Origin of the sequence: Kribbella kalugense (assembly GCF_004365875.1) — a bacterium.
GTDB classification, from domain to species: domain Bacteria; phylum Actinomycetota; class Actinomycetes; order Propionibacteriales; family Kribbellaceae; genus Kribbella; species Kribbella kalugense.
Map to the genome: position 1 here is coordinate 1,310,030 of NZ_SODF01000002.1, position 19,763 is coordinate 1,329,792.

Below are 19,763 nucleotides of genomic sequence, written 5' to 3' on the forward strand. Positions count from 1 at the left end.
ACTGCCCATTTGACCCCGCAAACCAGCCGTTTCCGGGACTTCTGCGTGCGTGGCGGTCCGCCCCGGCGCGGTACGAGTGGTCTAGGCGGGTTCGTTTCGGCGGTGGTGGAAAGGCTTCTCTGGGGGGTGTGGTCGGTGTTACGCAAGACCAATGCATGGTTCGCTGCCGGGGAAGGCCGCCGAGATCCGGGCGTTGTTGCTCAGTCTGATCGACACGTTGCCGGAGGGCGCCGCGCTGCCACCCGAGCGCGAGTTGGCGGCCCGATGGAACGTGGCGCGGATGACGCTGCGGCGGGCGGTGGACGAGCTGGTGATCGAGGAGCTGCTGGTCCGGCGGCATGGAAGCGGTACGTATACGACCCGGCCGAAGGTAGCGCGTTGGCTCGGGATGATCGGGTTCTCCGAGGACATCCGCCGGCGAGGGATGCGGCCGGGCAGCACCATGCTCGAGTTCCGGCACCAGAAGGCCGAGCGGGCCGCGGCGCGCCGGCTGCGGATCCCGGTCGGCGATCCGATCATCGCGTTCACCCGGCTACGGCTGGCCGACAACCACCCGATGGTCGTCGAGCGCACCACACTGCCGGCGGCGTACGTACCCGGTCTGCAGGCCGAGGACCTCAACGGTTCCCTCTACGACCTCCTCACCAGCCGATACGACATCGACGTCGTCAGCGGTACGTCGCGACTCGAACCCGTCATGCCCGACGCGAAGACGGCCGGCTGGCTGGACATCGCGACCACGCAACCCTGTCTCGCCCTGCACGGCATCAGCTTCGACAGTCGCGACCGCGTCTTCGAGTACACGTCGGCCGTCTACCGCGGCGACCGCTACGCCTTCACCACCGAGCTCCGCACCACCACCCCCAGCCCCCGCGCGAACGCCAAGGGTCTCTGACGCGTCACGGTGATTGGGTGTGCGGGCAGGCGATCAATAGGGTGCTGAGGTGGATTTGGGTTCGCCGATCAGCGTTGTAGTGCCGTCGTTGGACGGTCCGGTGTTGCAGGTGCTGGCGCAGGCCGACGAGGGATTGTCCGGTCGCCAGATCCACAAGCTCGCGGGTTCGGGGAGTGTCGCCGGCGTCCGGCTCGTGTTGCAACGGCTCGCTGCGACCGGCCTGGTGCACGTCGACGACCTGGGCAACTCGTTGCTCTATCGCCTCAATCGCAAGCACCTGGTCGCACCGATCGTCGAGCTGCTCGCCGACCTCCGCAGTACCTTGGTCAGCCGCCTCGCCGACGAGATCAGCCGTTGGCGGATCCCGCCTGTCCACGCCAGCGTGTATGGCGCTGTTGCCCGCGGCGACGGTGATCTGGACAGCGACGTGGACCTGCTCCTGATCCGGCCCGACCAGCACGAGTTTGAAGATGTGCTCTGGGAAGACCAGGTGACCCGCCTGATGCAAACCGTCGTCGACCTCACCGGCAACCCGGCCCACATCTTCGAGCTCAGCCAGACCGAACTCGCCAACCACCTCGCCACCGAAGACCCGATCCTCAACGACTGGATCCAGCCAAGCATCCAGCTCACCGGCGTCCCGTTGGCCGCGAGCCGCGCGCTAGATCACCTCGAGGTAGTCCTTCCCCGGTAGCTCGGGGAACGGGGCATGCGGCTCCGTCTGGTACCAGTACGACGTTGAGGCCAGGTCGTCCTGCAGTTGGAGGAACCGCCCGTCGCGGCGCCAACCCAAGGCCTGGACGGTGACTTGGAGATCCTCGGTGAAGCGGATCGCGTCCTGGATGTGCCAGCGGTAGAGACCGAAGCGTTGCTGGTTGTCGAAGAAACCGTCCGGTTCGATGACCTGCGGCATACCGAGGTACGGCGTGGTGAAGGTGGCGTACTGACCCTGCGGATGCTCGAACCCCCACGCGCCGCTGAAGTAGTCCTCGGTCCCGGTGCCGCAGATGGTTGGGTACTCGTCGTCGCCGTCGAGGTAGAACTTGAACTCGCCCTCGCCCCACCACCCGCTGTTGTTGCTGCCCCAGGCCAGATACGTCCCGACGTACTGCCCTTGTCCCCGCACCCCGTCGAGCAGCGTGTGCACCTCGCCGTACGGGACCGGATTGCTGCGCCGGAACTGCGCATGGAAGTACGCCATGTCCTCCGGTACGTCGGTACGCACGAAATCGACCTGGTAGAAGAAGTCCGAGACCTCTGTCTCGAGCAGGTTCTCGATCGTGATCCGGGCCCCGCCGCGGAACGGCATCTGCCAGTAGCTGTTGAACCCGCCCTTCGGATTCACCGCGATCGGCACCGAGCTGACCTGGCAATGCTGACCCCACCCGTTGCAGAAGAAGTCGCCCAGCGGTACTTCGACCGACGGCGTGTCCTCGTCGTCCCAGTACGCACGGAGTACCAGCGACCGCCACGTCTTCGAGTCGACCGTGATCCAGATGTGCGTGATCGCGCCGGAGCCCTCGATCTCCGCGAGCGTCCTGGTCGACTCGGGAGCGAGGTTAATGCACGGCTGGATCTTCCAGCCCGGACCGAGGTCGCGCGCCTGCTGGGACAGGATCCCCTCGGTCGCCCGCGCTCCGCCCGCCTTCGCGCCGTCCGGGTTCTCCGCGCTGATCGAGTAGGACCGCGCGGACGACAACCGCGCGACATTACCGAGGTGTACGTCGAGACCGTTGAAGTCAGTCATGGACAACGACCCTATGGTCAGTCGACGCCGACCGCCCGTCAGTCAGGTAGACCAGGTGTCTACCGGTAGTCGTCCAGCCGGTTGATGACCTGGTCGAAGACCGCGCGCTCGTGCTCCTTCGGCGTGTAAACGACCAGTTCGTCGAAGCCGATGTCCCGGTAGCGCTCGACCAGCCGAGCGAATCCGTCCACGGATCCCCACGGATCGATCGGCCCGTAGGCGAGCAGCAGCCGCCGGATCTTCCGCCCGTCGAGGGCCGCGTCCAGGGCCTGCACTCGCTCGATCGACTTGGCGTAGAACTCCTCCTCGGCGGCCGCGCCGGGGAATGTGACCCAGCCGTCGCCATGTGCCGCGACGACCGCGAGTGCCCGCGGTGCGTTCGCCGCGATGATGAGCGGCAGTCGTTCTTGGACAGTTCCGGGTGACATCGCGGCCAGCGAGTACGGGTAGTACGGCCCGTCGTGGTCGGCGACGTCGCCCGACAGCAGCCGGTCCACGATCGCGACGAACTCGGCCAGCCGGTCGGTCCGCTCGCGCGCGGTCCAGACCGGCGTACCCGCCATGCCGTGGTCGGTCGGCCAGACGCCGGAGCCGATGCCCAGCTCGAACCGGCCGCCGGAGATGTGATCGAGAGTGGTCGCCTGCTTGGCCAGCACGGTCGGCTGCCGGAACACCATGTTCGCGATCAGCAGCCCGACCCGGATCCGCTGGGTGGTGGCCGCCCAACCGGCGATGACGGTCGGCCCGTCGTGCACGGGGATGGCGGCGTCGCGCGGGTTGCGCAGGTTGTCGCCGGTCCACAGCCCGTCGAATCCGGCCTGCTCCGCGACGCCCGCCCAGGACGACGCGTCGTGCCAAGTGGCTGGATTGACCTTGAGTCCGAAGCGCATACCGGCCAGCCTGTCACACGATCCGGCCCGCGCCGGAAGGTCTCCCCGAGTGGTCTACTCAAGGTGCTTTACCGGGCGCGATTCGTCGGCGACAGTGAACCGGTGCCTGCTTCGTCTGTCGCGCTGATCGGCCCACCCGGACCGGCGGCCGCCTCGCCGCCCTGGGCAAGGCTATCCGGTACGACGACCTGCCTGCAGATCTCTCGTCGTACACCACTGCTCGATGATCGACGTACGCGGCGGTCACACTCCGTGGGAACCTGTAGGTACGCTGCACTTCACCGGCTCACCCGCCGTGATGTACGACGAGAAGCTCGGCACCGTCCGCCTGGTAGCGAACGACACCGCCGGCCAAGACCGCCGTACCCGCAAAGTGAACCGCTGGCACCTTCCCTGGCAAGACTATTCACACTGGATCACCGCATGACTCGCATTGCTATCGACGGCGGTCAGTCCGCCCTTCGGCTTCGTGTTCTTCCGTCCGGCCGGACCGGTGAGGGACCTGGCTACACGCACGGACCGGACGCGCTCCGCAAGATGCTCGACGCGATCGGTACCGCCGCGGCCGGAGCCGAGCTGACCGGTCCGGTCGAAATCGTTGCCCTTGGCCTCACTGGTTACCCACAGGCTCCTGGTGCCGCGGAGAAGTTCGCGGCAGACGTCGGCGAGCTGCTGGATGCCGACGAGGTCCGGCTGACGCAGGACATGGTCACGGCTCATGCGGGTGCACTGCCGGAAGGGTACGGCGTTGTCGTTGCCGCTGGCACCGGTCTCGTCTGTCTCGCGGTCGACCGGGACGGCACGTGGCGCAAGCTCGACGGACACGGGTACCTGTTCGGGGATGCGGGCAGCGCGTTCGCGATCGGCCGCGCCGGACTCGTCGCCGTACAGCGAGCCCGCGACGGCCGCGGCCCGGTGACCAAACTCGCGGACACCGCCCTCGACCCGGTCACGCTCTACCGCTCCTCGACCCTGGTCGACGACGTGGCCCGCTTCGCTCCCGAAGTACTGCGTTGTGCGGCCGAAGGTGATCCGGTCGCGTACGAGCTCGTCGTACGCGCGGCCGGTGATATCGCCGAGACGATCGCCGCCGCGGTTGCCCAGTTGGCTGGTGAAGGACCCGTCCCGGTCGCCTGCGTCGGCGGCCTCTTCAAAGGCGCCGGCGAGCAACTCCTGACCCCCGTCCGCGAAGCCGTGCCATCGCGCGCCCGACTAACGCCCGCCGCGGGCAACTCACTCGACGGTGCGGAACGCCTCGCCACCGGACCTGCAGGAACGTACGCCGACCTGATTGTGATGCACCGGCGATGAGAACTCTTGCCTCCGGCACCCTTGTGGTGTCCTGCCAAGCGGGGCCGGAGAACCCTTTGTACGGGCCGTCCTCGATGGCGTTGATGGCTCAGGCCGCCGAGGCCGGCGGTGCCGGGGCGATCCGGGCCAACGGGCCCGAGGACATCGCGGCGATCCGAGCGGTGACCGACCTGCCGATCATCGGGCTGCACAAACTCGGCGATCCGGCCGGCGTGTTCATCACCCCGACGTACGAGTCCGCAGCCGGTATCGTCGCAGCCGGCGCCGACCTGGTCGCGCTCGACGCGACGCTCCGACCGCGGCCCGACGGGCAACGCGTGGACCGTCTAATCGCCCGGATCCACCGCGAACTCGGCGTACCCGTGATGGCCGATGTGGACAGCCTGGAAGCCGGTCTGGCCGCCCGGGACGCGGGTGCCGACCTGGTCGCGACGACCCTGTCGGGCTATACCAATGGCCGTACGCCGACCGGACCTGACGTCGAACTGGTCCGGCAGCTCGCGGCCAAGCTGGACTGCCCGGTCGTTGCCGAAGGCAGGATTCGTACTCCCGAAGACGTCCGTGCCATGTGCGATGCGGGCGCGTACGCCGTCGTGGTCGGGCACGCGATCACGAATCCGATGGACCTCACTGCCCGGCTGGTCGGCGCGATCCCGGTCGGATAGCCCGAGAGTAGTGGTCCAGTCGATCTTGTCGACCGAGCTCGAATCATCTTCCGCGCGGGTGTCGCCCAGGCGTATCCATGACTCACCAGCGGACAGCAACTCCAGCAGCAACCCGCAGCCCCGGTTCATCCAGTGCAACCCGCCGGACCTGATCGAGAACGTCGGCCTCTCCCGGGCGTGGAACGAGTCACACATCGGCACGTACTTCTTCAACAGCGTGATCGTCGTGTGCGGTGGCGTCGTACAGAACCTCGGGTTGATGAACTCGTACCTTGGGCTGATCCTGGTGTACGCCGCGCACGGGATGTCGTTCTCGGTGTTCTTCCTGACGGCTTTTTTCAGGACGCAGTCGAAGGAGCTGGCCGAGGCCGCGCTTGTGGATGGGTGTACTCATTGGGGTGTGCTGTTCCGCATCATGCTCCCGCTGGCTCGGCCTGGACTCGTCAGCATCGGGATCTTCCAGTTCCTCGGAATGTGGAACGAGTACCTGTTGCCGTTGGTGCTCAACACCGACGAGAAGCGTTACCTGGTTACCCAAGGCTTGGCTAACATCGCGGTGACCCAGGGGTACCACTCTGACTTCTCAGGCTTGTTTGCTGGACTGACCATCTCCATAATTCCGGTGTTGGCCGTTTATCTCGGCTTCCATCGTCAGATCAGTGCCGGTATGACAGCTGGAGCCTTGAAATGACCGAACTCCTCCTGGCCGCAACGTCCCTCGACGTCACCCCGCCGCCCGGCCACCGGCTGGATGGGTACGCCGCTCGCGCGGGCGTCGCCACCGGTACTGCGGACTCGCTCCGCGCGACTCTGATCTGGTTGTCGACCGCGCACGATCCTGGTGTGCTGTGGCTCACGCTGGACGCGATCGCGGTGGGCGCTGCCCTTGTTGCTGAGCTCGCGGAGACCGCTGGTGCCGCAGCCGGCATCCCCGCGTCGCAGGTCGTCGTGTCCGCCTCGCACACGCACTCGGGGCCGTCCGGATGGACCGGCGAGATCCACCCCGTCATCCCAGCTGCGCAAGAGCGCTCGTTGGTTGACCCGCTGCTCGCCGCGGTGAGGGGTGCTCAGCTCGACCGACAGCCGGTGACCGCATCGTGGCGTTCGATCGAGGTGACCGGCGTTGGCACCAACCGGCACCGCCGCAACGGTCCGCACGACAACACGGCCGGCATCCTCGCTCTGCACTCGCTGTCGGGCTCGCTCGAGGCGGTGCTGCTCGACTTCGCCTGCCACCCGACGACGTACGGCCCCGAGAACCTGCAGTACTCCGCCGACTGGCCAGGCGCCGCCCGTGACGCGCTGGCCCCCGCCGTCGTCGGCTTCCTCCAAGGCGCCGCCGGCGACGTCAGCCCCCGCTTCACCCGCCAGGGCCGCGGTGCCGCCGAGGTCGCCCGCCTGGGCAATCTCCTGGCTGCCCGCGTCCGCGAAGCGCTAGCCGACCCGGGCCTCGAGCTACCGCAGTCAGCACCGGCAATCCGCCGTACCACTCTGACTCTGCCGGTCCGCTCAATCCCGACCGTCGACGAGTCGGAAGAGTTGGTCACCGCAGCGGAACGCGGTGTGAACAGGGCCGACGACGCCACCGGCCGCATCTCCCAGACCCGCCTCGAAGGCGCCCGCGGCCAAGCCCTGATGGCCGCCGCCGCCCTACCGCCGACCCTCGACCTCCCCGTCAGCGCCGTCACCATGGGCGACGTATGCTGGATCAACCTGCCGGTCGAACTCTTCGCCGTCCACGGCGCCTGCCTCGAGCACGACAGCACCCACCCCATCACCCGAGTCATCGGCTACACCGACGGTTACTACGGCTACGTAGTAGACCCATCCGCCGCCGAAGCCGGCACCTACGAAGCCCTCATAACCTTCTTCGACCAACCCACCACCAACACACTCCTCACCGAAACCGCCACCTTCGCCAACACCTAAAGGGACTGCTGGCAACCCCGCGTGCTACGCAGCCGCCCTCTCGTCGCTCCGCTCCTCGATGCACCCGCTACGCGCGCCCCCACCCGCCCCCCGGCTCAGCGCCGGTGCATCCTTTCCGGCTACCGCCGGGACTGGCGGCTGCCGCCGCGTGCGACTGCCGGCCCGTCCTCAAAGGCCCGCGTTGACGAGAACTCCGCGTGTCTTCTCGTCGGTGATGCCCATGGATCGGGGCCCCGGACACCGTTTGGGGGCGTGCGACAGGCAATAACCTGTCGCACGCCACCACACCCTGTCCGAAGCCCCGATGCGTGACCAGATCTGCCAGCTCTACAGAACCAGTTCTGGTTGGAGTTTCTTTGCTGGCCAGACTCGTTGTTTGCGGGCGGCCAGGGTTGAAGCGGCCAGGGCTGCGGCGAACCAGGCGGCTAGGGCTAGGAGGTCTGGGAGGAGCGACGTGCTGGGGCCGCCGTACATGAGGTGGCGGACGCCGTCGATGGCGTAGCTCATCGGGAGGGCGTGGTGGAAGAAGTACAACGGCGCCGGGATGGTTTGCCAGGGGAACGTGCCGCCCGCGCTGACCAGCTGGACCACCATCAGCACCAGCCCGAGGAACTTGCCGACAGCACCGAACCACGCCGACAGCGCGTGCAAGATCGCGACGAAGGTGAACGACGTCAGGATCAGGAACCCGACCGTCAGCCACGGATGCGCGGCGTGAATGCCAAGCCCGAGTGTCACGGCGACGAACACCAGCGTGGCCTGGATCGCGCCGAAAAGAGCCGGAGGCAACCAACCACCGAGAGCGACGCGGAACGGCGACTGCAACGCGGCGAGCGCCCGCGGTGACAGCGGCCGGACGAGCAGGAACAGCACGTACGCGCCGATCCAGCACGCCAGGCTGAGGAAGAACGGAGCCAGACCAGCGCCGTAGCTGTCGGCTGTCGCCTGCGAGACGTTCTGCAGAGTGACGGGCGCGCCGAGCGTCTCGGCGACAGCCTTGCGCTGGTCGGCGGACGGGTTCGGGATCTGCTTCACGCCATTCGCGAGTCCGGTGTTCAGTTGCGTCGCACCAGCTTTCAGCTGACCCACACCAGTAGCAAGGCTGTTCACGCCGGTCAGCAACTGACCCTGACCAACCACAGCCTGCTTCTCACCAGCCGCGAGCTGCTGCGCACCGGTCTGCAAGCTGCCGAGCCCAGTCTTGAGTTTGGACGCGCCAGCGTTGAGCTGGTGCGCACCATCGGCGGCTGAGCTGATCCCGTTGGTCAACGCCGGCGTCGCACCCGCCAGTGCACTGGCGCCGTTGGACACCTTCCGTGCCCCGACAGCGAGCTGGTTGAGCTGCTTGGAGGTCGACTGGATCTTCGTGTTCGCGCGTACGACGGGAGTCCGCAGCTTCGCCGTTTCCAGCAAAACCTCGCGGATCTGGTGCCGACTGAAGCCCTGAGCCTTCAGTTTCGCTGCCAGGTCCGTGTCAAATGTCTTCAGGTCCTTCACCAGCGTGCCGGACGCAGTCGCGACCTGCTTCCCGACACCGGCGATCTTCTCGTTGCCATCAGCAACTTGATCCGCGCCGGCAGCCAACGTCTTCGTCTGCTTCGGCAGTGTCGCGGTCTTCTGCTTCAACGTGCCCAGACCGCTGTCGAGCTGCGAGGCCCCACTGGCCAGCGACGTCGCACCCTGCGACGCCTGTGTAGCGCCGGTCGCCAGCTGGGTTGCGCCGGCGGACAGCTGCTTCTGCGCAGTGTTGAGTTGCGTCGCGCCGGTCTGCAGCTTCCCGACCCCGGTCGCCGCCGACGTCAGCCCGGTCTGCAGCTGTGCAGCCCCGGCGGCCGCGGAACTCACCTGCGTATGAATGGTGTTGTACCCGGCCAGCAGCTGCGAAGCCGCCGTCTCACTCACCTCCGACGCCACCGTCTTCGTCACCTGCGCGACGACCTGGTTGGCGATCGTGTGGGCGATGTAGTTGTTCGCGTCGTTGGTCAGCAGCTCCAGCTGCGCCTGACGCGGCGTGAAGTCCGCGGCCGACGCCAGGTCGGAGGAGAACGACTTCGGCAGCACGAGGGCGAACTCGTACTTCCCGTCCGACACCCCCGACGTCGCGTCCGCACGGTCGACCTCGTGCCAGTCAAAGCTCTTCGACTTCACGAGCTCGTCCGCGACCTGCGGTCCGACGTTCAGTTTCTCGCCGGTGGCCAGCGTCGTACCCGCGTCCTCGACGACGACCGCGGTCGGGATCTTGTCCAGCCGGCCGTACGGATCGTGGTTCGCGTAGAGGTACAAGCCGCCGTACAGCACCGGCACCAGCAGTAGCGCGACCACGGCCAGTTTGGGCAGGCGTCCGGCGGTGAGACGCCGCAACTCACTCAGGGCCATCCGCAGCGCGGTCACGCCTCTGTCTCCTCTACGTCTGATTCTTCGTCGATCGGTGTCACGGGCTCCACTGGAGCGACCGGAGCGACCTGTACTGGGTCAGGCTGGTCCGTCTCGCCCATCCGGGCCGCCTTGACGTCCAGCAGTCGCGCTGAAGCGTCAGCACACGTGATGATGACGCCGTACCCCTGCGCGGCCAGATCGCGCCCCAGCTCGTACCAACTATGCGGATCACCACCATGTCGGTCCGGCATGGTCAGAATGACCACCTGTACGTCGGGACGCGCCACGGTCAGCTCCGCGAGCAGTCTGGTGCGTACGACGACCGGTAGGTGCTCGAATCGCTTGCCGGCGTGCTCAGCCGCGTCTTGCTCGTCCAGCCACTCCAGAACGGCCTTTCGACCTGCCTTGCGGCCAGCGATCGCCAGCTCCTCGCCCACAACCGTCTGGACCGGCAGCGCGTCGTCCGGCTCGGTAATGCCCGGTGCGTCGACCACTGCGACCCGTCGGCGGAGCAGAGCCGGATCTGCCTTCCCGTCGAGCTTGACGGTCCCGGTGTCCGGCTTGAGTCGCCCGGACAGACCCAGTGCCGCCGCCACGTGCCCAGCGCCCGGGTACCCAGTCAGCAGCACCACCTGGTGGTCCGCGACCGACACCGACGTGGCATGCAGCATCGGCGCGTGCGGACCCCGCACACTGATCCTGGTGGCCTCGAGCTCCATCCTGCATCCCCGTTCAATACGGTTGTGTATTCAATACAAGACTGTATCCTACTCTTATGGAAACGCCCAAGCGCCGCCGCTCCAACACCCGGGCCCGTCTGCTCGAAGGAGCCCTGGAGGTGTTCGCCGAGCGCGGTTTCCACGGTGCGTCGGTGGAGGACATCTGTGAGCGGGCCGGGTTCACCCGCGGCGCCTTCTACTCGAACTTCGCGTCCAAGGACGAGTTGGTCCTCGCGCTCTTCCAGGCCACGACGGACCGCCTCCTGGAGCAGATCGAGGCGCTGCTACCCGAGCTGGCGAACCAGCCCGGCTCCCTCCTGGACGCCGTACTCGGGCTGCTCGACGAGACCGCGCCGGACCAGCGCCAGTGGCACCTGATCTCTACCGAGTTCACGCTGCACGCACTGCGCGACCCGGACGCCGCGAAGGCGCTGAACAAGCAGCGCGCGATGTTCCGCGACAGCCTGACCAAGCTGGTCGAGCAGATCACCACGACCAGCCAGCTAACGCTCACCGTGCCCGCAGAGCAGTTCGTCCGACTGGTGATGGCCGTACACGAGGGCGCCAGATCACAGAGCCTCCTCGAACCGCGCAAGGTCCCAGCCGGCTCTCTGGAGCACACCTTCCTGCCAATGGTGCTGGAGGCTGTGACGTCCTCCCCCGGTAATTAGGAGGGGAAGCGCGCCACTCGGCGCAGTACGGCGTCCGCGCCCGGAGTGGCCGGGTGGCTGAGCAGGTCGGCGAGCGTCGTCGTAGGTGTGGCGGACCAGCGGCTGCGAAAGTCCACGTAGAGCGCAGTCAACTGCTGCGCGGCGGCCTCGGGCAGTCCGAACGTTCCGGTGAGGTAGACGACGAACTCGTCGTCGGTGACCGCGCGGAACGGCACGCCGGCCAGGTCGGCCAGCTTGTCCCATCCGATCGCGTCCGGACCAGTCAGCTCCACGACTGCGCTGTCCAGGTCTGTGCTCAGCACGACCGCGGCGGACGCCTCGGCAAGATCCGTGAGTGCAGCCGGGGTGACCGAGGCGCCGTTCGCGGGCGCCACCAGCTCGCCGGTCTTCCGGCCCCAGGCGACGTCCCGCGCGAGCGCGTCGGGCAGTCCCGCGGCCAGTCGCACGATCGTCCAGCTCGGTCCGGCGGCCCGTACGGCGGCTTCGAGCTCGCGGTAATCCTGGACGGTCGGCATCGTTGCTCGCTCCAGATCGGGCCAGCTGGTCAGAACGATCCGGCGTACTCCGGCCTCGGCTGCGGCACCGATCGCGGCGGTCACGCGCCGACGACGCGCCGACGGGTCGGTGCCGAAGAACGTCGCGTTCACCAGGATCGTCTCGACTCCGGCCAGAGATGCCCGGAGAGTCGCCGGGTCGTCGAAGTCGCCCGGCCGATAGTCGACCCCGGGCACCGGCTGGGCCTTCGAGGGCTCGCGCACCGTCGCGACGACGGGCTGATCGGTCAGTGTTTTCAGGTGGGAGACGACGGCCGAGCCGAACTCGCCGTGGCCGCCGGTGATCGCGAACACCATTCCGGGCTCCTAGACTAAGCGGGGTCATCGCCCCGGTAAATATACGGGGCGCACGCCCCGGTTAGCAAGGAGGACAGCAGTGAGCCCACGGGCACCGCGCGCCGACGCGCTCCGCAACCGTGCCCGCATCCTCGCCGCGGCCCGCGACGCGTTCGCCCGGGACGGCCTGGACGTCCCGCTCGATACGGTCGCCGAGCGGGCCGGGGTCGGTGCGGGGACGGTGCACCGGCACTTTCCGACCAAGGAGGCGCTGGTCGGTGCGGTGATCGCCGATCGGCTCGAGCAGCTGGCCGACCGCGCGACGCTCCTCGGCGAGCAACCCGAGGACTTCTTCGCGTTCCTGGGTGAGCTGGTCGAGTCCGGCCGCGACAACCTGGCGCTCTCCGCCGCCCTCGGCGGCACCTTGGGGGCTGATGGCGCCGCCTTCGCCGAGCGGCTGTCCAGCGCCTTTGCGTCGTTGCTCGCCAAGGCGCAGAGCTCCGGCGTTGTCCGGCAGGACGTCACCGCCGCCGAGATCCACGCAATCCTCGCCGGCGTACTCGCCACCGAAAGCCGCCTGCCACCAAAGCGCCGAGGCCTCGGCCTCGAGATCGCGATCGCCGGACTGCGCGCTAGCCGACCTTCACGTTGACGGTGTGGAGGCCGGTCGAGCCGTTCGGGGCCGGTGGTGCGGACGACTCGACCTGTGGGTTTCCCTTGTCGTCAGTCGCCCGTACCTGCAAGACATGTGTGCCGCGTGGCGCGTCCCAGGTCCAGTGCCACTGCCGCCAGGTGTCGATCGACGCGTCCGTCGCCAGTGTCGCCTGTTGCCATTGGCCACCATCGACGCGGACCTCGACCTTGGACACGCCGACATGCTGGTCCCACGCCACCCCGGCCACAGTCACCGGCCCAGGCTCCACCTTCTTGCCGCCTGGTACGTCGATCCGCGACGACAACTTGATCGGCCCGAGCGCCGACCAGCCGCGCGGCGTCCAGTAGCCCTCGAACTGGTCGAACCGAGTCACCTCGATATCCACCAGCCACTTCGTCGCCGACACATAGCCATACAGCCCGGGTACGACGATGCGCACCGGGAACCCGTGCTCCACCGGCAACGGCTGTCCGTTCATCGCGAACGCGAGCATCGCCTGCCGACCGTCGAGCAGCGTCGGGAGCGGCGTACCTGCGGTGAACCCGTCCTTCGACATCGACTGGATCGCGTCCGCGTCCTTGGACGGGCCAGCCTCCTCGAGCAGGTCCTTCAGAACGACGCCGGACCAGAGCGCGTTCCCGATCAGGTCGCCGCCGACCTCGTTGCTCACACAGGTCAGCGTGACCCACTTATGCACGACCGGCCGCTTCAGCAAGTCGTCGAACGTCAGTTCGATCTCGTGGTCGACCATGCCGTGGATGCGCAGCTTCCAGTCCGCGGGCGCGATCTGCGGCACCGAGAGCGCAGTGTCGATCCGGTAGAAGTCGTCGTTCGGCGTGGCCCACGGTACGGCGCCGTTCGCCTGGACGCCGGCCGGCGGGTTGAGGCTCGGAGGCTTCGGAAGCTGGAGCTTGTTGCGGGCGTCGGCGACCGCGGCGCGGTTCCCGCCGACGACCCTGCCGAGCAGGGCAGCCGCTGCCGAGCCGAGCGCAACCCCGCCCGAGAGCTGCAGAAACCCGCGGCGGCTGACTGCGTCGTCCGGAAAGTTCAGAAGCGGTTCGAGTCGTCGGCTGAACAGCCGCAGGATGATCAGCGCGGTGATCCCGGCCATCGCGGACGGGAGGAACCCGGTCTGCCCAGAGTCGGCGCGGGTGAGTGCTGCTGCGACCGCGGCGCCGGTGAGCGCGACTGTGATCAGAGCACCGGCCCAATACCGCCGTACGGCGAGAACCCCGCCGACCGCGGCCAGGGCGACCACGACGATCACGATGCCGGTCCGGAGCGCGGTCTTGTCGTGGGTGCCGAACCAGGAGATCGCGAGATCCTTCAGCCACGGCGGCACCCGGTCGATGAACGCCGACCCGATCGCCACCACGGGCGTCTGCGGAGTGCCGAGGAATCCGGCCGCCACACTGCCGACCGCGAGACCGGCGAGGGCCGCGAGTACGCCGCCCACCGCTCCTCGCCATCGAAATCCGCCAGGAGCCTTTGGGTCAGCTTGTTGCTTCACTTCTCAACAATTGCGCGGCGGGGCGCCCGACACCAGCCGGACGCCCCATTCGTTAGTCGCGGGTAATGCTTGGCAGGGTGTTCAGATCCGGTCGGGTGTGATCGGGCCGAGCCCGGGCCGGCCGTTCGGCCAGCGGCGGGCGTTGTCCCGGACCCGTCGAAGCTTGCCGAGGACGATGTCTCGGTCGTCTGCCAGCTGGGACATCCAGAGGCTGTCGATCTCGAGCAGGTGGTCCGGCAGTGCTTCGCGCAACCGGCGCCTTCCCTCCTCGGTCAGGACGGCGAACGAGCCGCGGGCATCGTCGGGACAGGGCTCCCGGCGGACCAGTCCGAGGTTCTCGGCACGGTCGACCAGCCGGGTGATGCCGCCAGTGGTGACGGTCAACTCCCGGGCGAGCGAGGTGAGACGCTGTTTCTCGCCGTGGCTGCGGGCAAGCCGCAGCAACAGTTCGAACATTGCCATTTGCAGTCCACTGCGCTTCAAGGAATGGCGCATCAGGTGATCCAGTTCGGCTGCTGCTTCTCGCAGCAGGCCGTAGGCCGTCAGCACGTCGCTTTCCCAGGGTTCGGCGGCGCGAGTGGGTTCTGCATCGGCGAGCGCTAGGGGCGAGCAAAGCGAAGGCGCGATGGTCATGCGCGGACTCTATTAGCTGACTAGGTCACTTCGCTACACGGGGTGACCTTTCGGCTACAGATCGACCGGCAAACGCAAGAACCTTGAGCGTAACGAACCATCTGGTCTAGCGCGGAGTTCTTCCACCTGCGCCAGACATTCCTCCCTGTGGATAACTTCCGCGGGCCTACCGCGATTTTTGCCACCCTTGACCCGTGAGGTTGTCGACCAACGGATCGGGGAGTCAGATGAGCAACGACACGGAAGAGAAGTCGCCGTACGGCGCTGGTTTTATCGCGGCCTGCATCGTCGTCGGCGCCGTCCTGCTGTGCGGCCTCCTGATCCTCGTCACCGGCTCGGGCTCCTCCGGGAGCGCAACGGCAAGCGCCCAGCAGCCGCCCGATCCTGCTCCGGTAGCCCGGGCGGAGAACGATCCGGCCACTCCTGTCAGTACCGTCGATCGGGCGCAGGCTGGTGGTTGCGGCCTCCCGGCCGGTGACCAGGCGGTTCCCGACAGGGCCCCTTCGGTGGACAGCTGGGAGGTCAGTCGACGGATCGTCGTACCGCGATCGTCGGCGTACGGCCCACGGACAACCGACACCGACGGTTTCCGGCATTGCTTCGCCCACTCGCCGACCGGCGCGCTGTACGCCGCGTACAGCGCGATAGCGGCGATTGCCGACCAGAGCAAGGTCGTCCCCACCGCCCGAAAACTGATGATCCCCGGGGCGGCGACCGACAGCCTGATCCAGGAGCTCACCATTCAGCAGACCTCGACGGAATCGTCCTCGATCCAACCGGTCGGCTACCGGGTCGTCGACGCCGGGCCGGAGCGGGTGACCGTCATGCTCGCCTTCCCGGTCGAGTCCGTGTACATGAGCGCCACGCTGACCCTCGTTTGGTACCAGGGCGACTGGCGGATCCAGCCGCCGGCACCCGGGCAAGCTGTCGGAGCGCCCTTCGCTCAGCACCGTGATCTGGCCGATTTCGTGAACTGGAGTGGTGTCTGATGTGCGGACCAATGGACATGAAGTGCCACGTGGTGGACGCCGTCCAGTCGCTCACCAACGGGTGGTTCCAGAATGCCAACAAGATGTCAGCGGACTTCTTCTCGACCGCTCTGAACTCGCTGGCGACCTTCTGGGTCAAGCCGAAGACACCGGTCGCGCTCGCCACCCCGAACGATGACGGCACGTGGACGAACAGCGGCACCGTTCAGTTCGTCCATGACAAGACCCTTGCGCTGACGCTGACCATCTTCTCGCTCGCGATCGTCATCGCCGGCCTGCGGATGGCCTGGGAGCGACGGGCAAGGCCACTCCAGGAGCTGCTCAAGGCAATGCTGACCTTCGTCGTTGTCTGTGGTTGCGGCACGGCGGCAGTGCAGGTCATGGTCGAGTGGTCGGACGCATTCTCCGTGGACGTCGTCACTTCCGCGCTCGGCGGTGACTCCTTTTCGACAGCGGTCATGAACCTGATGAGCGCTCAGAACGACCGCGGCTCGACCGCCGGCATCACCTCGTACGTCATGCTGATTCTGCTCGCGCAGATGGCGACCTTCGCCTCGCTGATCCAGATCGTGCTGATGCTCATTCGATCGGCCATGCTGGTCATTCTGGGCGCAACGCTGCCGCTGGCGGCCGCGGCGACCAACACCGAGGTCGGCAAGGCCTGGTTCAAGAAGTACTGCGCCTGGACCCTGGGCTTCATCGCCTACAAGCCCGCGGCTGCTCTCATCTACGCGGCGGCGATCAAGCTGAAGGACGAGGACATGCTCGGTTCAGGGAGCGGTCTGACGCAGTCCCTGACCGCCTTGATGATGATGATGCTCGCGATTCTCGCCATGCCGGCGCTGCTGCGCTTCGCGGTGCCGGTCACCGCGGCGGTCGGCGGCGGCTCGGCCGGGATGGGTGCGGTGGGTCCCGATGTCGGCGGCATGGCGACCGGGGCGCTCAACGTCGGCTCATCCGGCGGCGGCCGGGGCGTCGGTGGCGGGAGTGGGGGCGGTGGCGGGGCTGCGGCGACGTCCGGCGGTGGTCCTTCGGGTGCGGGCGGTGGGGCAGCCACTGGCGCGAAGATGGCAGGTGGCGCGGCGTTAGGCCCGGTAGGCATTGCCGCGACTGCCGCTCGGAAGGCGGCCGGAGCGTTCGCGGGGGCGGCGTCACACTCGGCCGGTGAGTCGGGTGGCGGAGGCGGCTCCGGCTCATTCGCGCCGCGACCAAGCGGTGGCGGGGGTGGCGGACGATCGACTGGTGGAGGCTCCGGGGGCGGCCGCCCGAAGTCGGCCGGCTCATCGAGCTCCGGCTCCGGAGGCAAAACACCGGCTGGCGCTGGAGTCGGAGGAGGTACCGGCGGCCCCTCCGGCAACTGGTAACAGCTCCAGCCTCCTCAGATGAAAGCATGAGGAGCATGCAGCTGGATCGGATCGCGCTTGTCTCTGATGTGCACGGGAATCTGACGGCGCTGGAGGCGGTGCTGGCGGATATCTCGAGTCGGGGGATTCGGCGGATCTTCAACCTTGGGGACTACGTCGGGAAGGGTCCGCGGGGCAGCGCGGTGGTGGATCGGTGCCGCGAGGTCTGTGAGGTGAACCTGCTCGGGAACTGGGACGACTACCTGCCCGACCCGGATCGCCAGGAGGATCGCGAGGGGCTGCGGTGGTGGAAGAGCGAGTTGCGCGAGGAGCAGTGGGGCTGGCTGCGGGGGCTTCCGTTCTCGCATGACTTCGTGATGAGCGGGCGGCAGGTCCGCTTGTTCCATGCCTCATCGACGAGCGTTCACCGGCGGATCTCGTTCGATCACGACGAGACGGAGTACCTCAGCTTCTTCGAGAACACACCGGCCACCGGGGACGGCCCGGCGCCATCGGTTGTCGGGTACGCCGACATCCACGACCCGTACTTCGAGGAGTCCCTGGGGCGGACCCTGTTCAACACGGGCTCGGTCGGCAACAGCCTCGGCGACCCGACGCCGGTCTACGTGATCCTCGAAGGTGTCCTCGACTCACCTGAGCCCGCACCATTCTCGATCCAGTTCGTCCGCGTGCCGTACGACGCCCATGCCGAACTGGCCGTCGCCCGCGAGCTCGGGATGCCCGAACTCGACGGCTACGAGGCCGAGATCCTCCACGGCGTCTACCGCACCGACCTCTACAAGAACACCCAGTACGGCTACCACCGAACCCCTCCGTCCCCAGGTTTGTCCACACCTGTGGACTAGATGCCATCAGCAACCATGTGGTGGTTGTTCAGCTGATCGTCACTTGACGAGGAGGGCTTCGGATCCCACGGGGTGGTAGCCGGCGGCCAGGAAGGCTCGTAGTGAGGCGGCGTTGCCAGGGGTGATCTGGGCCCAGATCGAGGCGTCGGGCGGGATCAAGGCGCGCGCGGCGCGGGCGAGTCTGCGACCGTGGCCCTGGCCGCGGATGTCGTCGGGGAGCTCGATGGCGCATTCCAGGCGGTTGGCCAGGCCGTGGCCGGTGATGACGAGGGAGCCGTGGATGTCGCCGTACACGCGGACGTCGGTCCGGTACTCCAGCGCCCGCTCGACCCGCGGGTGCTCGTGGTCGCTGAGGACGGTGAGGCCCTTGATCGCGGCCGCGCGTTTGGCGGGGTCGGTGATGGACGGGCCAAGCATCATCGCGTCGATCGAGCTGACGCGGCGGCCGGTCAGCTCGGCGAGCGCGGTAAGGAACGGCGGGTTGGTCGGCGCGGCCAGGTCGCCGGCCGGTACGCGTTCGGCGACCCATTCGGGGCTGACGTCCGCGGCGATCACGATGTGGCCGGTGAACGCGACCACCGCGGCCTCACGCTCCGACGGTGCTGGTACGACGCTGATGCCGAGGTCCGGGGCCGGGAAGAGGCCGCGTTCGACGCCGCGCAGAATGTCAGCAAGAGTTCTCATCACGAGCATTGTCGCGGAGATCCCGCGTCACGCTCAGACGCCACGGTGCCCAACGGGTCGACGCCACCGCGATCTTCCCCAGCGGGTCCGCGGGTGGAGACGCGCCTGAGGAGGCAGCACGATGCGGAAACCGCAGCTGGTGAAGGCCAAGGGTTTGCCCGACCGGGTGACGATCTACGAGGTCGGCCCGCGTGACGGGCTACAGAACGAGTCGGCGATCGTCGACGTCGCGGTCAAGGCCGAGTTCATCCGGCGGCTGGTCGACGCCGGCCTGACCACGATCGAGACGACGAGCTTCGTCCACCCGAAGTGGGTCCCGCAGCTCGCCGACGCCGCTGAGTTGCTCGACCAGCTGGAGCTCCCCGACGAGGTCCGCGCCCCGGTCCTGGTCCCGAACGAGCGCGGCCTCGACCGTGCCCTCGCGGCGGGCGTACGCGAGATCGCGATCTTCGCAAGCGCGACCGAAACCTTCGCGGCGAAGAACCTCAACTCCACCCTCGATGACCAGTTCGCGATGTTCACGCCGACGATCCAACGGGCGCTCGCCGAAGGACTGACAGTCCGCGGGTACGTGTCGATGTGTTACGGCGACCCTTGGGAGGGCGACGTACCGATCGACCAAGTGGTCAAGGTCGGGGCGAGACTGGTCGACCTCGGGTGCCACGAGCTGTCGCTGGGCGACACGATCGGTGTGGCGACGCCGGGTCAGGTGAGCACGCTGATCGCCGGGTTCGATGCTGCTGGGGTGGGCGTCGACAAGCTGGCCGTGCACTTCCACGACACGTATGGCCAGGCGCTCGCCAACACACTCACCGCGCTGCGTGACGGGATCACGACAGTCGACAGCTCGGCCGGCGGTCTGGGCGGATGCCCGTACGCCGAGAGCGCGACAGGCAACCTCGCCACCGAGGATCTCCTCTGGCAGCTCGACGGCCTCGGCATCGAGACCGGCGTCGACCTGGAGGCGCTGGTCACGACAAGCGCCTGGATGGCCGAACAACTAGGCAAGCCATCACCGAGCCGAGTAGTCCAAGCCCTCGCCGGCTGACG

General features: G+C 67.6%; 21 protein-coding genes. 13 read left to right on the forward strand and 8 right to left on the reverse strand.

All coding sequences use genetic code 11. From position 1 onward, the window contains the following. Positions 1 to 151 precede the first annotated feature (151 nt). A complete protein-coding gene (locus tag EV650_RS24060) occupies positions 152 to 895 on the forward strand; it encodes a GntR family transcriptional regulator (protein ID WP_134121271.1) in 744 nt (247 codons plus the stop codon). 49 nt (positions 896 to 944) lie between these two features. Next, positions 945 to 1,589 carry a hypothetical protein gene (locus tag EV650_RS24065; protein ID WP_134121272.1) on the forward strand — a complete coding sequence of 215 codons (645 nt, stop codon included), beginning with the start codon at positions 945 to 947 and terminating at the stop codon, positions 1,587 to 1,589. Here the strand turns inward: EV650_RS24065 and EV650_RS24070 are convergent. Together EV650_RS24070 and EV650_RS24075 are read right to left on the reverse strand one after the other, a co-directional pair. Next, on the reverse strand, positions 1,557 to 2,642 hold the full coding sequence (locus tag EV650_RS24070) for a glycoside hydrolase family 172 protein (RefSeq protein WP_134121273.1): 1,086 nt from the start codon (positions 2,640 to 2,642) through the stop codon (positions 1,557 to 1,559). The two genes, EV650_RS24065 and EV650_RS24070, sit on opposite strands and share 33 nt — an antisense overlap. 59 nt (positions 2,643 to 2,701) lie before the next feature. Further along, positions 2,702 to 3,532: an LLM class flavin-dependent oxidoreductase gene (locus tag EV650_RS24075; protein WP_134121274.1), complete on the reverse strand. Its 831-nt coding sequence runs from the start codon at positions 3,530 to 3,532 to the stop codon at positions 2,702 to 2,704. Between the two features lie 223 nt (positions 3,533 to 3,755). On the opposite strand from EV650_RS24075, the gene EV650_RS24080 reads away from it, so the two are divergent. Genes EV650_RS24080 through EV650_RS24100 form a run of 5 tightly spaced genes read left to right on the forward strand, consistent with a single transcriptional unit; the run spans position 3,756 to position 7,437 of the window. Continuing rightward, positions 3,756 to 3,959, forward strand: coding sequence for a hypothetical protein (locus EV650_RS24080; protein ID WP_134121275.1), 204 nt, complete (start codon positions 3,756 to 3,758; stop codon positions 3,957 to 3,959). Further along, complete coding sequence (locus tag EV650_RS24085; RefSeq protein ID WP_134121276.1) at positions 3,956 to 4,843, forward strand: N-acetylglucosamine kinase; 888 nt, start codon at positions 3,956 to 3,958, stop codon at positions 4,841 to 4,843. Before EV650_RS24080 ends, EV650_RS24085 begins: the two co-directional genes overlap by 4 nt. After that, positions 4,840 to 5,508: an N-acetylmannosamine-6-phosphate 2-epimerase gene (locus EV650_RS24090; RefSeq protein WP_134121277.1), complete on the forward strand. Its 669-nt coding sequence runs from the start codon at positions 4,840 to 4,842 to the stop codon at positions 5,506 to 5,508. Before EV650_RS24085 ends, EV650_RS24090 begins: the two co-directional genes overlap by 4 nt. Positions 5,509 to 5,566: 58 nt before the next feature. Beyond that, on the forward strand, positions 5,567 to 6,199 hold the full coding sequence (locus EV650_RS24095; protein ID WP_238174418.1) for a carbohydrate ABC transporter permease: 633 nt from the start codon (positions 5,567 to 5,569) through the stop codon (positions 6,197 to 6,199). After that, positions 6,196 to 7,437 carry a neutral/alkaline non-lysosomal ceramidase N-terminal domain-containing protein gene (locus EV650_RS24100; protein ID WP_134121279.1) on the forward strand — a complete coding sequence of 414 codons (1,242 nt, stop codon included), beginning with the start codon at positions 6,196 to 6,198 and terminating at the stop codon, positions 7,435 to 7,437. Before EV650_RS24095 ends, EV650_RS24100 begins: the two co-directional genes overlap by 4 nt. Before the next feature lie 327 nt (positions 7,438 to 7,764). Here the strand turns inward: EV650_RS24100 and EV650_RS24105 are convergent, their stop codons facing one another. Beyond that, entirely contained in the window at positions 7,765 to 9,828 is a 2,064-nt protein-coding gene (locus tag EV650_RS24105) for a YhgE/Pip domain-containing protein (RefSeq protein WP_134121280.1), read from the reverse strand. Then, on the reverse strand, positions 9,825 to 10,532 hold the full coding sequence (locus EV650_RS24110) for an ATP-binding cassette domain-containing protein (protein WP_134121281.1): 708 nt from the start codon (positions 10,530 to 10,532) through the stop codon (positions 9,825 to 9,827). The genes EV650_RS24105 and EV650_RS24110 overlap by 4 nt, the downstream gene beginning before the upstream one ends. Before the next feature lie 56 nt (positions 10,533 to 10,588). Between EV650_RS24110 and EV650_RS24115 the strand changes: the two genes are divergently transcribed. Next, on the forward strand, positions 10,589 to 11,203 hold the full coding sequence (locus EV650_RS24115; protein ID WP_134121282.1) for a TetR/AcrR family transcriptional regulator: 615 nt from the start codon (positions 10,589 to 10,591) through the stop codon (positions 11,201 to 11,203). On the opposite strand, the gene EV650_RS24120 is transcribed toward EV650_RS24115, so the two are convergent. Continuing rightward, positions 11,200 to 12,054, reverse strand: a complete 855-nt coding sequence (locus tag EV650_RS24120) for an NAD(P)H-binding protein (protein ID WP_134121283.1) — start codon at positions 12,052 to 12,054, stop codon at positions 11,200 to 11,202. The two genes, EV650_RS24115 and EV650_RS24120, sit on opposite strands and share 4 nt — an antisense overlap. 79 nt (positions 12,055 to 12,133) lie before the next feature. Here EV650_RS24120 and EV650_RS24125 point away from each other — a divergent pair, with 79 nt between their 5' ends. Beyond that, a complete protein-coding gene (locus EV650_RS24125; RefSeq protein ID WP_134121284.1) occupies positions 12,134 to 12,685 on the forward strand; it encodes a TetR/AcrR family transcriptional regulator in 552 nt (183 codons plus the stop codon). On the opposite strand, the gene EV650_RS24130 is transcribed toward EV650_RS24125, so the two are convergent. Further along, a complete protein-coding gene (locus EV650_RS24130) occupies positions 12,666 to 14,144 on the reverse strand; it encodes a molybdopterin-dependent oxidoreductase (protein ID WP_238174419.1) in 1,479 nt (492 codons plus the stop codon). The genes EV650_RS24125 and EV650_RS24130 overlap by 20 nt on opposite strands. 135 nt (positions 14,145 to 14,279) lie before the next feature. Further along, complete coding sequence (locus EV650_RS24135) at positions 14,280 to 14,831, reverse strand: MarR family winged helix-turn-helix transcriptional regulator (protein WP_238174420.1); 552 nt, start codon at positions 14,829 to 14,831, stop codon at positions 14,280 to 14,282. Positions 14,832 to 15,058: 227 nt separating this feature from the next. Here EV650_RS24135 and EV650_RS24140 point away from each other — a divergent pair, with 227 nt between their 5' ends. The 3 genes from EV650_RS24140 to EV650_RS24150 are packed head-to-tail and all read left to right on the forward strand — an operon-like array spanning position 15,059 to position 18,029. Then, complete coding sequence (locus EV650_RS24140; protein WP_134121286.1) at positions 15,059 to 15,820, forward strand: DUF8175 domain-containg protein; 762 nt, start codon at positions 15,059 to 15,061, stop codon at positions 15,818 to 15,820. Positions 15,821 to 15,831: 11 nt separating this feature from the next. Continuing rightward, positions 15,832 to 17,184: a TrbL/VirB6 family protein gene (locus EV650_RS41435; protein ID WP_166678251.1), complete on the forward strand. Its 1,353-nt coding sequence runs from the start codon at positions 15,832 to 15,834 to the stop codon at positions 17,182 to 17,184. Positions 17,185 to 17,210: 26 nt separating this feature from the next. Then, entirely contained in the window at positions 17,211 to 18,029 is an 819-nt protein-coding gene (locus EV650_RS24150) for a metallophosphoesterase family protein (RefSeq protein WP_238174421.1), read from the forward strand. 39 nt (positions 18,030 to 18,068) lie between these two features. Here EV650_RS24150 and EV650_RS24155 read toward each other — a convergent pair whose 3' ends face one another. Next, positions 18,069 to 18,713 carry a GNAT family N-acetyltransferase gene (locus tag EV650_RS24155; protein WP_134121288.1) on the reverse strand — a complete coding sequence of 215 codons (645 nt, stop codon included), beginning with the start codon at positions 18,711 to 18,713 and terminating at the stop codon, positions 18,069 to 18,071. 121 nt (positions 18,714 to 18,834) lie between these two features. Between EV650_RS24155 and EV650_RS24160 the strand changes: the two genes are divergently transcribed. Further along, positions 18,835 to 19,761: a hydroxymethylglutaryl-CoA lyase gene (locus EV650_RS24160; RefSeq protein ID WP_134121289.1), complete on the forward strand. Its 927-nt coding sequence runs from the start codon at positions 18,835 to 18,837 to the stop codon at positions 19,759 to 19,761. Positions 19,762 to 19,763: the final 2 nt, after the last annotated feature.

Excerpts from the sequence above, each read along its gene's own strand:
- EV650_RS24155 (WP_134121288.1), bottom strand. The coding sequence starts at position 18,713 with ATGAGAACTCTTGCTGACATTCTGCGCGGCGTCGAACGCGGCCTCTTC.
- EV650_RS24080 (WP_134121275.1), top strand. The coding sequence starts at position 3,756 with ATGATCGACGTACGCGGCGGTCACACTCCGTGGGAACCTGTAGGTACG.
- EV650_RS24070 (WP_134121273.1), bottom strand. The coding sequence starts at position 2,642 with ATGACTGACTTCAACGGTCTCGACGTACACCTCGGTAATGTCGCGCGG.
- EV650_RS24140 (WP_134121286.1), top strand. The coding sequence starts at position 15,059 with ATGAGCAACGACACGGAAGAGAAGTCGCCGTACGGCGCTGGTTTTATC.
- EV650_RS24085 (WP_134121276.1), top strand. The coding sequence starts at position 3,956 with ATGACTCGCATTGCTATCGACGGCGGTCAGTCCGCCCTTCGGCTTCGT.
- EV650_RS24100 (WP_134121279.1), top strand. The coding sequence starts at position 6,196 with ATGACCGAACTCCTCCTGGCCGCAACGTCCCTCGACGTCACCCCGCCG.
- EV650_RS24060 (WP_134121271.1), top strand. The coding sequence starts at position 152 with ATGCATGGTTCGCTGCCGGGGAAGGCCGCCGAGATCCGGGCGTTGTTG.
- EV650_RS24090 (WP_134121277.1), top strand. The coding sequence starts at position 4,840 with ATGAGAACTCTTGCCTCCGGCACCCTTGTGGTGTCCTGCCAAGCGGGG.
- EV650_RS24150 (WP_238174421.1), top strand. The coding sequence starts at position 17,211 with ATGAGGAGCATGCAGCTGGATCGGATCGCGCTTGTCTCTGATGTGCAC.
- EV650_RS24120 (WP_134121283.1), bottom strand. The coding sequence starts at position 12,054 with ATGGTGTTCGCGATCACCGGCGGCCACGGCGAGTTCGGCTCGGCCGTC.
- EV650_RS24135 (WP_238174420.1), bottom strand. The coding sequence starts at position 14,831 with ATGACCATCGCGCCTTCGCTTTGCTCGCCCCTAGCGCTCGCCGATGCA.
- EV650_RS41435 (WP_166678251.1), top strand. The coding sequence starts at position 15,832 with ATGGACATGAAGTGCCACGTGGTGGACGCCGTCCAGTCGCTCACCAAC.
- EV650_RS24115 (WP_134121282.1), top strand. The coding sequence starts at position 10,589 with ATGGAAACGCCCAAGCGCCGCCGCTCCAACACCCGGGCCCGTCTGCTC.
- EV650_RS24160 (WP_134121289.1), top strand. The coding sequence starts at position 18,835 with ATGCGGAAACCGCAGCTGGTGAAGGCCAAGGGTTTGCCCGACCGGGTG.
- EV650_RS24075 (WP_134121274.1), bottom strand. The coding sequence starts at position 3,532 with ATGCGCTTCGGACTCAAGGTCAATCCAGCCACTTGGCACGACGCGTCG.
- EV650_RS24110 (WP_134121281.1), bottom strand. The coding sequence starts at position 10,532 with ATGGAGCTCGAGGCCACCAGGATCAGTGTGCGGGGTCCGCACGCGCCG.